The 12602-nt window shown below is 70.6% G+C and carries 13 protein-coding genes; 12 read left to right on the top strand and 1 reads right to left on the bottom strand.

Annotated elements, in window-relative coordinates:
- The first annotated feature begins 20 nt into the window (after positions 1–20).
- From V5F61_RS15945 to V5F61_RS15910, 8 genes are all read left to right on the top strand, one after another.
- Positions 21–1115, top strand: a complete 1095-nt coding sequence (locus V5F61_RS15945) for an ABC transporter ATP-binding protein (RefSeq protein WP_393989461.1) — start codon at positions 21–23, stop codon at positions 1113–1115.
- Between the two features lie 4 nt (positions 1116–1119).
- On the top strand, positions 1120–2064 hold the full coding sequence (locus V5F61_RS15940) for an ABC transporter permease (RefSeq protein ID WP_393989460.1): 945 nt from the start codon (positions 1120–1122) through the stop codon (positions 2062–2064).
- Positions 2064–2864: an ABC transporter permease gene (locus V5F61_RS15935; RefSeq protein WP_393989459.1), complete on the top strand. Its 801-nt coding sequence runs from the start codon at positions 2064–2066 to the stop codon at positions 2862–2864. Before V5F61_RS15940 ends, V5F61_RS15935 begins: the two co-directional genes overlap by 1 nt.
- Entirely contained in the window at positions 2861–3691 is an 831-nt protein-coding gene (locus tag V5F61_RS15930; protein WP_393989458.1) for a DeoR/GlpR family DNA-binding transcription regulator, read from the top strand. Before V5F61_RS15935 ends, V5F61_RS15930 begins: the two co-directional genes overlap by 4 nt.
- Positions 3688–4440, top strand: coding sequence for a cysteine hydrolase family protein (locus tag V5F61_RS15925; protein ID WP_393989457.1), 753 nt, complete (start codon positions 3688–3690; stop codon positions 4438–4440). Before V5F61_RS15930 ends, V5F61_RS15925 begins: the two co-directional genes overlap by 4 nt.
- On the top strand, positions 4416–5402 hold the full coding sequence (locus V5F61_RS15920; protein ID WP_393989456.1) for a phosphotransferase enzyme family protein: 987 nt from the start codon (positions 4416–4418) through the stop codon (positions 5400–5402). Before V5F61_RS15925 ends, V5F61_RS15920 begins: the two co-directional genes overlap by 25 nt.
- Positions 5403–5521: 119 nt before the next feature.
- A complete protein-coding gene (locus V5F61_RS15915; RefSeq protein ID WP_393989455.1) occupies positions 5522–6859 on the top strand; it encodes an aspartate aminotransferase family protein in 1338 nt (445 codons plus the stop codon).
- Between the two features lie 108 nt (positions 6860–6967).
- Entirely contained in the window at positions 6968–9355 is a 2388-nt protein-coding gene (locus V5F61_RS15910) for a Tex family protein (protein ID WP_393989454.1), read from the top strand.
- Between the two features lie 607 nt (positions 9356–9962).
- Here the strand turns inward: V5F61_RS15910 and V5F61_RS15905 are convergent.
- On the bottom strand, positions 9963–10259 hold the full coding sequence (locus tag V5F61_RS15905) for a hypothetical protein (RefSeq protein WP_393989453.1): 297 nt from the start codon (positions 10257–10259) through the stop codon (positions 9963–9965).
- A 241-nt stretch (positions 10260–10500) separates the two neighbouring features.
- Between V5F61_RS15905 and V5F61_RS15900 the strand changes: the two genes are divergently transcribed.
- The 4 genes from V5F61_RS15900 (at position 10501) to V5F61_RS15885 (ending at position 12536) form a co-directional block, all read left to right on the top strand.
- Complete coding sequence (locus V5F61_RS15900) at positions 10501–10959, top strand: host attachment protein (RefSeq protein ID WP_393989452.1); 459 nt, start codon at positions 10501–10503, stop codon at positions 10957–10959.
- Positions 10960–11099: 140 nt separating this feature from the next.
- The gene (locus tag V5F61_RS15895) at positions 11100–11672 is read left to right on the top strand and encodes a TspO/MBR family protein (protein ID WP_393989451.1); all 573 of its coding nucleotides are present in this window, start codon (positions 11100–11102) and stop codon (positions 11670–11672) included.
- 32 nt (positions 11673–11704) lie between these two features.
- Complete coding sequence (locus V5F61_RS15890) at positions 11705–11899, top strand: twin transmembrane helix small protein (RefSeq protein WP_393989450.1); 195 nt, start codon at positions 11705–11707, stop codon at positions 11897–11899.
- A gap of 58 nt (positions 11900–11957) precedes the next feature.
- Entirely contained in the window at positions 11958–12536 is a 579-nt protein-coding gene (locus V5F61_RS15885; RefSeq protein WP_393989449.1) for a cob(I)yrinic acid a,c-diamide adenosyltransferase, read from the top strand.
- Positions 12537–12602: the final 66 nt, after the last annotated feature.

The following is a 12602-nucleotide window of genomic DNA, read 5'->3' as shown; positions in this document are numbered from 1 at the left end:
AGAACAGGCGCGAACGACACATGAGCAAGACAATGGCGAGCGACACCAAGGACAAGAAGCCCATCCTCCAGCTCGTGGGCGTGCGCAAGACGTTCAACGACTTCGCCGCCGTGGAGCGGATCGACCTCGACATCTTCGACGGCGAGTTCTTCACCATCGTCGGCCCCTCCGGCTCGGGCAAGACCACCATGCTGCGCATGCTGGCCGGCATGGAGGCGCCGAGCGAGGGCAACATCACGCTGCACGGCGAGCGCATCAACGACGTGCCCGCCAACAAGCGCCCCACCTGCCTCGTGTTCCAGTCGCTCGCTTTGTTCCCGCACATGAGCGTCGGGCAGAACATCGAGTTCCCCTTGAAGATCAAGGGCGTGGATGCCGCCGCCCGCAAGGCCCGCGCGCTGGAGCTGATGGCCATCGTGTGCCTGCCGGCGAGCTATTACGGCAAGAACGTCATGAAGTGCTCCGGCGGCGAGCGCCAGCGCGTGGCGCTGGCCCGCGCGCTGGCCTACGACCCGGAGGTGCTGTTCTTCGACGAGCCGCTCTCGGCCATCGACTACAAGCTGAAGAAGGTTCTCGAAAAAGAACTGAAGGACCTGCACCGCGAGACCGGCAAGACCTTCATCTACATCACCCATTCCCTGGAAGAAGCCATGGTGATGTCCGACCGCATCGGCGTCATGCGCGCCGGCCGCCTGGTACAGGTGGGCACGCCGGAAGAGATCTACGCCGCCCCGGTGGACCGCTTCGTCTCCGAGTTCGTGGGCGAGGTGAACGTGATCGAGCTGAAGCGCGAGGGCGAGGGCTGGCGCGGCGTGGACGTGCCCGGCGCCTTCCGCGCCGCCGCCCCCAAGGACCATCCGCAGGCCTCTTCCGCCTTCGTGGTGGTCCGCCCCGAATACATGCGCTTCCTGGGCGAGGACGAGGCCGCGGACAACGTGCTGGAAGGCGTGGTCTACAACGAATACGCCCTCGGCTCGCGCATTCAGTACCAGGTGCGGGTGGGCGAGAAGGTGATGCTGGTGGAGCTGTCCCGCGCCAAGGCCCTCGCCGCCGCCGCCAACCGCAACGTGCGGCTGGGCTGGGATGTGCGCGACGCCATCTCGGTGAAGGCGTGAAGCCATGAGCGACGCCCTCGGCGAAACCGCCCTGCCCTCCGCCCCGCCATCCCCCCCCGCCGCGCGCACGGGCATGCCGCTCTCCGCCCGCCTCGCGATGCTGTGGGCCGCCGCCGGCACCCGCTGCGCCCTGCCCGTGGCCGTGCTGCTGGCGGCCGGCTTCCTGGCGCCGCTGGTCGCCATCCTCGCCTTCTCCTTCGCGCCGCCACGCTCGTTCGAGGTATTCCGCGCCTTCACCCTCGCGAACTATGCGGAGCTGTTCTCGGCCGGCAACACGGTGTGGTTCTCCTTCGCGTGGTCGGTGGGGTTCGCGCTGCTCACCTGCGCCATCCTCGCGGTGGTGGCCTATCCCATCGCCTACGGCATGGTGTTCCTCTTCGGGCGCTGGTCGTCCCTGGTGTCGGTGCTGTTCGTGTTTCCGCTGTTCGTGTCGGAGAACGTGCGGCTCTACGGCTGGGTGCTGTTCTTCATCAAGAACGGGGTGCTGGACGGCACCTTGAAGTGGCTCGGGCTCGATGGCGCGCCGACGCTGCTCTACACGCCCGGCATGATCCTGGCCGGCATGGTCTACACCTACCTGCCGTTCATGCTGTTCCCGCTCACGCTGGGCCTCTCCATGGTGCCGCGCGACCTCATCGACGCCGCCCGCGACCTCGGCGCCAACCGGTTCCAGATCTGGCGGGAGGTGGAGGTGCCGCTGGCCATGCCGGGCATCCTCATCGGCATGCTGCTCACCTTCGTGCTCGCCATCGGCGCGGTCTCGGAGGCCAAGATCCTCGGCGGACAATCGGTGATCGTGATCTCCCACGACATCGAGGTCGCCTTCACCTATGCCCAGAACTGGCCGCTCGGCTCGGCGCTGGCGGTGGTGGTGACGGCCTTCATCGGCGCGCTCACCCTTCTCGTCTTCGCCCGGCTCGATCTCGACCGGCTGCTCGGGAGGCGCTGATGGAACAGGACAAGCTGCGCACCCGCGTGCTTCTTTCCGCGTGGACCGCCTTCGTGGCGCTCCTCGTCTACCTGCCCATCGCCTGCGTGGCGCTGGCGAGCGTCTCCAAGGGCCGCTACTTCGCCTTCCCCATCCGCGCCTTCTCGACGGAGTGGTGGGAGAAGACGGCGGATTCCATCGAGATCTCCATGATCGTGCAGAACTCGCTGCTGGTGGCGGCGGTGGTCACGGTGTTCTCGGTGGTCATCGCCTTCTTCGGCGCGCTGGCCTTCGCCCGCTACGACTGGAAGGGCAGGAAGCTCTACCAGAAGCTCATTCTCCTTCCCGTCTTCTTCCCGCAGCCGGTGCTGGGGCTCGCCTTGCTGCTCGCCTATTCCGCGCTCGGCATCACCACCTCCTGGATGACGGCGGTGTTCGCCCACATGGTGTGGATCGTGCCGGTGGTCACCCTCGTCATCGCCATCAAGGTCTACGGCTTCGATCCCTCGCTGGAGGAGGCGGCGTTCGATCTCGGCGCCTCGCGGATGGAGGTGATGACCAACGTGACGCTGCCGCTGCTGTGGCCGGGCATCTGGTCCGGGGCGCTGTTCGCCTTCCTCCTGTCGTGGGGCAACTTCCCGCTCTCGCTCTATACCGCCGGCGCGGATTCCACGGTGCCGAAGTGGCTCTACGCCAAGATGGTGGCGGGCTACACGCCCATGGTTCCAGCGCTCGGCACCATGGCGACGCTCGCGGCCGCCGCCGTGCTGCTCGGCGGCGCGCTCCTCGGCCTCATCGTCAAGAAGGCGCGGGCGGCATGAGCGCGGACGATCCCACCGACCTGCCGGATGCCCCGGAAGCCGAGCGCGCCCGCCTCTCGAAGAGCGCCCGGCACGAGCGCATCGTGCGCGAGCTGATGGCCTCCTCCACCCTGCGCGTCTCGGAGCTGGCGGGCGAGCTGGGCGTCTCCACCGAGACCATCCGGCGCGACCTGTTCGAGCTGTCCGAGAAGGGACTCATCAGCCGCACCTACGGCGGCGCGGTGCGCCCGCTGGGCACCGAGCCCGCGGTGAGCGAGCGCCACCTGATGATGGTGGCCGAGCGCGAGGCAATCGCCGCCGCCGCGGTGCGGTTCATCAAGCCCAACGAGGTGGTGGCGGTGGGCGCCGGCGCCACCACCACCCATGTGGCGCGGCGCATGGCGGCCGAGTGCCGGAATGTCACCGTCATCACCCATTCCTTCTCGGTGGCCACCGTGCTCGCGGCCAATCCCACCATCACCGTGCTCATGTGCCCTGGCCGCTACAACGGGCGCGAGGGCATGATGACGGGCGGCGAGACCATCGAGTTCCTGCAGTCCTACAACGCCAACTGGGCCATCCTCGGCGCCAGCGGCATCACCGCCGAGGGGCTGAGCGAGGCGGAGCCCGGGGCCGCATCGGTCTACAAGGCCATGATGCTGCGCGCGGCCGAAACCCTGGTGGTGGCCGACCACACCAAGTTCGCCCAGCAGGCGCTCGCCATCTGGGGCCGCTGGCACGACATCGGCCGGCTGGTCACCGATGCGCCGCCCCCGCCCGCGGTCGCCCGCGCGCTGGAGCGCGGGCGCGTGGAGGTGGTGATCGCCGGCAAGCGGAGCGGCCAATGACCGAAGACCCGCACAACGGCTGGAAGACGCGCCACCGCTCCCTCTATTACGCCGAAGCGCCGGCACCGGACGATCCCCTCGTCACGCCCGCCGCCACCGCGCTGCTCGTCATCGACGTGCAGAACACCTATCTGGAGCGCCCCGCGCGCGACAGCGTGCCGCCGGAGGCGCTCGCCCATTACGACGCCTGGACGCCCTTCCACGCCCGCATGGCGGAGGTGGTGATCCCCAACATCGCCGCCGCGCTCGCCGCCTTCCGGGCCCGCGGCATGGAGGTTCTGCACGCCCGCATCGCCTGCGCCACCCGCGACGGGCGCGAGCGCTCGCTGAGCCAGAAGAAGCCCGGCTTCAACAACCTGCTGCTGCCGAAGGACGAGCACGCGAGCCGGATCGTCGCGCAGGTGGCGCCCGAGGGCGACGAGCTCGTGGTGACCAAGACCACGGACTCCGCCCTCACCGGCACCAACCTGCGGCTGATGCTGCACAATCTCGGCATCCGCACGGTGGTGTGCGCGGGCATCTTCACCGACCAGTGCGTGGCCTCCACCGTGCGCAGCCTCGCGGACGAAAGCTTCGAGGTGATCGTGCTGGAAGACTGCTGCGCGGCCGCCTCCATGGCCCTGCACGAGGCGGAGCTCGACATCATCAACATGATCTATTGCAACGTGATGGAGCTGAACGAGTTCAAGGCGTTGCTGGACCGGCAGCCTTGCGGGAGGGACGAGTGCTCTACGACGACGATTTCCTGAAGCGGCTCGAGGACGGCGTGCGCGGCGCCCTGCCCCGCTGGGGGCTCGGCACCGACGCCGAGGTGAAGCTGCTCACCATCTCCGAGAACGCCACCTTCCGCGTCACCGACGCGAAGGCCGGCAGGCTCGTGTTCCGCGTCCACCGGCCGGGCTACCACAGCCGGGCGGAGATCGCCTCCGAGCTCGCCTGGATCGCGGCCCTGCGCGCGGACGACGTCATCACCACGCCGCGCCCGCTGGAGCTGGCGGACGGCGGCCTCATCGCCGATATCGACGACGCCGGCACCACCCGCCACGTGGTGGGCTTCGAGTTCCTCGGCGGCGGCGAGCCGGCGGAGGGCGAGGATCTGGTGGGTTGGTTCCGCCAGCTCGGCGCCATCCACGCCCGCCTCCACGCCCATGCGCGCGGCTGGACCCGGCCGGAAGGCTTCACCCGCAAGGTGTGGAACTTCGACACCACATTGGGCGATGCGCCCCACTGGGGCGACTTCCGCGCCAGCCTCGGCCTGGACGAGAAGGGCCGCCTTCTCCTGGAGCGCACGGCGGCGCTGCTGAAGGAGAAGCTGCGGCCCCTGTCGCAGCCCGACAGCTTCGGCCTCGTGCACGCGGACCTCAGGCTCGCCAACCTGCTGGTGGACGGGGACAGGCTCGCCCTCATCGATTTCGACGACTGCGGCTTCTCCTGGTTCCTGTTCGATTTCGCCGCGTCCATCTCCTTCCTGGAGCATGAGCCCTACGTGCCCGCGCTCAAGGCGGCCTGGATGGAGGGTTACCGCGCCGAGGCGCCGCTGCCGGCCGACGCCTCCGACCAGCTCGACCTGTTCGTGATGCTGCGGCGCATCCAGCTCACGGCCTGGGTCGCCTCCCATGCCGAGACGCCCACGGGCCAGGCCATGGGCATCCCCTACACCCAGGGCACGCTGGCGCTGGCGGAAGCCTTCCTCGCCCGCCACGGCAGATGACCAAAGCGTCTTCAGGCGGGGCGGAGCCGGCTCGCCTGAGGACAACGCGGCGACGCGGAGATTTGGAGCGTCTCCCGCCCCTCCGGGCAGGGGACGAACGCAAAAGAAAAGGTGCACCCATGGGCCAGACGGCTCGCGCGAAGAAGCAGATCCTCGCCCTCAATGCCTTCGCCGCCGACGGCGGGGCCAAGCTCTCCGAAGACGTGGCGCAGCTCGTCGCCCGCCGGCGCCGGAGCTTCGGCGCCACCTCCGTGCTGTTCTACGAGGAGCCGCTGCACATCGTGCGCGCGCAGGGCGCGGAGATCTTCACCGCCGACGGGCGCGCCTATCTCGATCTCTACAACAACGTCCCCTCGGTGGGGCACTGCAACCCGCGCGTGGTGGAGGCGGTCTCCCGCCAGATGGGGCGCTACAACACCCACACCCGCTACCTGTTTGACGAGGTGCACGATTATGCCGAGCGGCTGCTCGCGCACTTCCCGGCGCCGCTCACCAATGTCGCGTTCACCTGCACCGGTTCGGAGAGCAACGACCTCGCCCTGCGGCTGGTGCGCGGGGCAACCGGCGGCACGGGCATGGTCGTCACCGAGACCGCCTACCACGGCAATACCGCGGCGGTGACTGAGGTCTCCCCCTCCTCCTACAGGACCGGCGCGCTGCCGGCCCATGTGCGCGCCGTGCCGCCGCCCCACCCGCGCCACTACGGGGCGGACGTGGGCAAGGGCTTCGCCGCCGCCATCACCGCCGCCGCCGGGGACATGGCCGCGCAGGGCATCCCCTTCGCCGGCCTGCTGGTGGACAGCATCTTCTCCTCGGACGGCGTCTATGCGGACCCGGTGGGCTTCCTCGCCCCGGCCTATGCGGCGACGCGGGCGCTGGGCGGCCTCGTCATCGCGGATGAAGTGCAGCCGGGCTTCGCCCGCACCGGCACCGCCATGTGGGGCTTCGCCCGCCACGGCGTGGTGCCGGACGTGGTGACCATGGGCAAGCCCATGGGCAACGGCTTCCCCATGGGCGGGGTGGTGACGCGGCCTGACCTGCTCGCCCGCTTCGCCGACGAGTTCGGCTATTTCAACACCTTCGGCGGCAACCCGGTGGCGAGCGCCGCCGGCCTCGCCGTGCTCGATGCCATCGCCGAGGACGGGCTGATGGAGAACGCCCGCACCGTGGGCGCCCACATCGCGGAGCGGCTCAACGCCATGCGCGCGCTCTGCCCCGCCATCGGCGAGGTGCGTGGCGCCGGGCTCTATCTCGGTGTCGAGATCGTGGCCCGGGAAGACGGGGCGGCCGACCCGGCGGGAGCCTCCGCCCTCATCAACGCGCTGCGGGAGAAGGGCATCCTCATCGGCGCGGCCGGGCCTCTCGGCCATGTGCTGAAGGTGCGCCCGCCGCTCTGCCTCACCCTCGCGCAGGCCGACCGGTTCGCGGATGCGATGGAGGAGCTCCTTTCCGCCTGATGCGTGGCGGGAGGGGCCCTTTCCTGTGGCCTTTCCCGCCGCTGCCGTGACAGCGCCGCAACCCTGGGCTATGGCCGTGCCCCCGAAACGAACATTCGAGGAACCACCATGGCCGCGCAGCCCACAGGCAACCCCAAGGCGGGTGATGCCGAAGCGATCGCCCGCATCATCGCCGGCGAGATCGGCGCACGCCCGGCCCAGGTGAGCGCGGCGGTGGGCCTCATGGACGAGGGCGCGACCGTGCCCTTCATCGCCCGCTACCGCAAGGAAGTGACCGGCGGCCTCGACGACACCCAGCTTCGCACCCTGGAGGAGCGCCTCTCCTACCTGCGCGAGCTGGAGGCGCGCCGCGCCACCGTGCTCGCCTCCATCGAGGGCCAGGGCAAGCTCACCGACGATTTGCGCGCCAGGATCCTCGCCGTGCCCACCAAGGCCGAGCTGGAGGACCTCTACCTCCCCTACAAGCCCAAGCGCCGCACCAAGGCGGAGATCGCCCGCGAGAAGGGCCTCGGCCCGCTGGCGGAAACCATCCTCTCCGACCGCAAGGCGATCCCTGCCGAGCTGGCCGCCCGCTTCCTCAACGATCAGGTGGCGGACGTGAAGGCCGCCCTGGACGGCGCCCGCGACATATTGGTGGAGACCTTCGCCGAAAACGCCACCCTGGTGGGTCGCCTGCGCACCTACATGAAGGGCAATGCCATGCTCAAGGCCAGGATGGCCGAGGGCAAGGAGGAGGCCGGCGCCAAGTTCCGCGATTATTTCGACCACACCGAGAAATGGGCCGGCGCGCCCAGCCACCGCGTGCTCGCCATGCTGCGCGGGCGCAACGAGGAGATGCTGACCCTCGACCTGGTGGTGGACGAGGAAGCGACCAGCCCCATCAAGCCGGTGGAGCACATCGTTGCCGAGGCCTACGAGATCCCGCTGGCGAATGGCAGTCCGGCGAACGCCTACCTGCTGGACGTGGCGCGCTGGGCGTGGCGGGTGAAGCTCTCGCTCCATCTCACCATCGACCTCATGGGCGAGCTGCGCGAGCGCGCGGAAGAGGAGGCGATCCACGTCTTCGCCCGAAACCTCAAGGACCTGCTTCTGGCCGCCCCGGCCGGCTCGCGCGCCACCATGGGCCTCGATCCCGGCATCCGCACCGGCGTGAAGGTGGCGGTGGTGGACGGCACCGGCAAGCTCATCGCCACCTCCACCGTCTATCCCTTCCAGCCGCGCAACGACGTGCAGGGCGCCATGGCGGAGCTGGCGAGCCTCATCCGCCGGCATCATGTGGAGCTGATCGCCATCGGCAACGGCACCGCCAGTCGCGAGACCGACAAGCTCGCCGCGGATATCCTTGCGGCCCTGCCGCCGGACGCGAACGGCAGGAAGCCCATCAAGGTGGTGGTGAGCGAGGCCGGGGCCTCCGTCTATTCCGCCTCGGCGGTGGCCGCCGCCGAGATGCCGGACATCGACGTCTCCCTGCGCGGCGCCGTCTCCATCGCCCGGCGCCTGCAGGACCCGCTGGCGGAGCTGGTGAAGATCGAGCCGAAATCCATCGGCGTCGGCCAGTACCAGCACGACGTGGACCAGGCCCGCCTCGCCAAGGCCCTCGACGCGGTGGTGGAGGATGCGGTGAACGCGGTGGGCGTGGACCTCAACACCGCCTCCGCCTCCCTGCTCGCCCGCGTGTCGGGCCTCGGCACCTCGCTCGCTGAAGCCATCGTCGCCCACCGCAACACCGTGGGCGCGTTCAAAACCCGCAAGGAGCTGCTCAAGGTTTCCCGCCTCGGCCCTCGCACGTTCGAGCTGGCCGCCGGCTTCCTGCGCATCCCCGACGGCAAGGAGCCGCTCGACGCCTCCGCCGTGCATCCGGAGGCCTACGACCTCGCCAAGAAGATCGTTTCCGCCTGCGGGCGCGACGTGCGCGCGCTCATGGGCGACACGGCGGCGCTGAAGGCGCTGGACCCGCGCGCCTTCGTGGATGAGCGCTTCGGCCTGCCCACGGTGCGCGACATCCTGAGCGAGCTGGAGAAGCCCGGCCGCGATCCGCGCCCGGCCTTCAAGACCGCCACCTTCGCCGAGGGCGTTCACGAGATGAGCGACCTGAAGCCCGGCATGGTGCTGGAAGGCACGGTGACCAATGTCGCCGCCTTCGGCGCGTTCGTGGACATCGGGGTGCACCAGGATGGGCTCGTCCATGTCTCCGCGCTGGCCGACCGGTTCGTGAAGGACCCCCACGAGGTGGTCAAGGCCGGCGATGTGGTGAAGGTGCGCGTGGTGGACGTGGACGTGAAGCGCAAGCGCATCGCCCTCTCCATGCGCAAGGACGACGCCGGCGCCCGGCCGGCGGGCGGCGAAGGCCGGCGGCCGGACCAGGGCGCGCCGCGCCCGGCCACGCCCGCTCCCGCCGGACGCGACGGCCGGCGCGGCCCGGCAGGCCGCGACCAAAGCGGCGGTGGCGCGTTCGCCGCCGCGATGGCGGAGGCCATGCGCCGCAAGGACAAGTGACGCCACGGGCGCCGGTCTCCGGCCGGCGCCCGGCGGGCCTTGCTCAGATGCCGCGCGGCGGTGGCCGGGGCCCGAGAGAGCAGCCAGAAAACACCCTCTGGTGGGAAGGCTTGCCAGCCTTCGGCCATATGGAAAGGGGCGCCGCCATGGCAACCGCGAGGCAGCGCAACGGGCCTCCCGAGCACGCGACCAAGGCGCCGGCCTTCCGGCGGCGGGCGCGGGCGCTCCACGGCATCGCGGCCTTGGCCAGGGCTCTCTTTGAGCTTGGCTCATGGCGCTGTGCTCAAACCTGCGCGACGCTTGAGCAAACCCACCCGGCACCGGTCGAAGGCCGGAGCCAATGGGGATGAGGCACGCCCCGATGGAAGCGCTTGAAAGCTCCGCGCGATCACGCGGGAATGATCCACCGCGCAGGCGGCCGGAGGCGGCACCGGACAGCAAAACGCCCACCGTCCATATGCGGGCGGCGGGCGTGCGTAATCGAACGGAACCTTCAGTGGGAAGACGGCACGAGGCATCCCTCAAGGGCCACCGCCGCCATATGCACGCGGTTCCCCTCTTCCAATCCCCGAACGGGCCGCAGCCCGCCGGCGTGCCCGGCCGGCGATCAGCGGCCGGCGGTGACCTTCACCGGACGCGGCACGAGGCGCGAGAGCACCCGGCGGCCGCGGGGCGGCTCATCGTTCTCGCTCATCAGCATCACGGCGAAGCCCATCTGCACGCTGCCGAAGGTCACGCCAAGGCCGAAGGTGAGCAGCACCAGGGCGAGCACGCCGTCTTCGGAGCCGGTCAGCAGCCCGCCGAGGCCGGCGACATCGAACGCCACCATGGCGCCCACGAGAACCGCCGCCAGCGACACGCCGATCGCCGCGTGGGTCACGAGAAACCTGACGAGAAAAGGCATTGTCCCTTCCCCTCTTGCGCGCCCGGCGGACCATCCCGATTGCTGCGGGCGCAACTGGAAATATGATGATCTCACGCGCCGAGCCCGGCGCGCAAGCAAGACCTTCCGTCATGACGTCGCGGCGGAAGGCGGCTTGATCCGGCGCAAGGCGCGGCCGGCCCCCGGCGCCGAAGCTGCGGGGTCCGGCGCGGAACGGCGCGGCCGCACGCGCGCCATGGCAGAGGCATGGAGGAGAAACGTCATGGGAACGCTCGCCAAGGAACTGCTGGCCAAGTGCAATCGCGTGGTGGTGGTCGCTGATGGCGCCAAGGCCCTGCTGCTGGCCGACACCGGCATTCCCCCGGCGCCCAAGCTCGCCGTGGTGGACACCGTGAGCGAACCGCACGAGACCACCGCCGCCCAGGGCACGGACCGGCCGGGCCGGGTCCACGAATCGGCGGGCGTGTCGCGCAGCGCGGTGGAGATCACGGATATCCACACCGCCGAGGAAGCCGCCTTCCTGCGGCGCCTTGCCGAGCGGCTGGAGGCGCTGGCAGCCGCCGGCGAGGTGCGCCGCCTGCTGCTGGTGGCCCCGCCCAAGGCCCTCGGGGTCCTGCGCGATGCATTGGGCCCGCAGGCCCGCGCCGTGGTGGAAGGCGAGGTGGCCAAGGACCTGGTGAAGCTGCCGGTGGACGAGATCACCCGGCGCATCGCCACCTGACGGGCAGGCGCCATCGCGGGAGGGATGCTTCCGCGATGGCGCTCGGGCCCGCGCGCTGAGATGATCGCGCACGCCAGCGGCTGCCCACGCCCGCCGGATTTGATTAGGCTCCCCGCCCGGGCCGAACGCGGAGCCTGCAGATGCCTGATGCGCCCAAGCCTGATACGCCGTTGCCCCATGCGCCCCCGCCCGAGAAGCCCCGACAGGCCGTGAACGCCACGGCCTCCGCCCGCCTCGGGCCGGTGCGCGCCTTCCTGCGGCTCTGCGCCTGCGCCGCCCTCGTCACCGCCGTCGCGGCCATCGGCGGCGCGGTGACCGCACCGGCCATCCCCGGCTGGTACGCGGGCCTCGCCAAGCCCGCCTGGACCCCGCCCGACGCGGCCTTTCCCATCGCCTGGAGCCTGCTCTATGCCCTGATGGCGCTCGCCCTCTGGCGCCTGTGGGACCGCGCGCCCCCCGGCCCGGCGCAGAGGCGGGCGATCCTCCTCTTCCTCGTCCAGCTCGCGCTCAACGCGGCATGGTCGCCGGTGTTCTTCGGCCTCAGGGCCCCGTTCGCGGGGCTGCTGGTCATCCTCGCCCTGGTGGCGGCGCTCGCCGCGGCGCTGCGGGCGGCCCTCGCGGTGGACCGGCTCGCCGGCGCGCTGCTGGTGCCCTATCTTCTCTGGGTGTGCTACGCCACGGCCCTCAACGGGGCGATCGTCGCGCTCAACTGACGGCGCGCAGGGGCGGGGACAGGGAGGAGGCCATGCTGCACTGGTCCATCTATGTCTTCATCCCGCTCGCCCTGGCGGCGGTGGCGGGGGTTCTGCTGCTCGGCCTTGCGAACCTCGCGTCCGGCGGCTCGCCGCGCCGCGCGCAGAAGCTGATGCGGCTGCGCGTGCTGGCCCAGCTCATCGCGGTGGCGCTGGTGGCGGCCACGGTGTTCGCCATGCGTCACTGAGGCTTGGCATCGCGGAGGCCCCTCGCCCGCGCCCATCCCGTTTTTGGAGGCAACCCCCATGGTGAAGCTCAACAAGATCTACACGCGCACCGGCGATGACGGCACCACCGGCCTCGGCACCGGCGCGCGGGTAGTGAAGTACGACATCCGCGTCATGGCCTACGGCTCGGTGGACGAGGCCAACGCCGCCGTGGGCATCGCCCGCCTGCATCTCGCCGATGAGCCGGTGCTCGATGCCATGCTGAAGAACGTCCAGAACGACCTGTTCGACCTCGGCGCCGACCTGTGCACCCCCGCCGCCGCCAACGAGGCGCCCGGCGACGCGCTGCGCATCGTGCCGGCCCAGGTGGAGCGGCTGGAGCGCGACATCGACGCCCTCAACGCCGAGCTCGCCCCCCTCACCTCCTTCGTGCTGCCGGGCGGCACGCCGGCGGCGGCCCACCTGCACCTCGCCCGCACCATCTGCCGGCGGGCGGAGCGGGAGATGGTCGCCCTCTGCCACAGCGCCGAGGACGCAGTGGGCGCGAGCGCCATCCAGTACGTGAACCGGCTGTCGGACCTGCTGTTCGTGGCGAGCCGCTTCGCCAACGCACGCGGCGCCCACGACGTGCTCTGGGTGCCCGGCGGCAGCCGCTGAGCCACCGGGCGGCGCGGTTCCACCGCCGGCGCGGGCGCGGTAGAGTGCCGCGACCCCGCTGCCGCC

This window comes from Xanthobacter sediminis, from assembly GCF_043195015.1.
Lineage (GTDB): Bacteria > Pseudomonadota > Alphaproteobacteria > Rhizobiales > Xanthobacteraceae > Xanthobacter.
The sequence above is the reverse complement of the archived record's forward strand: the minus strand, read 5'-3'. Positions and strand labels throughout refer to the sequence as shown.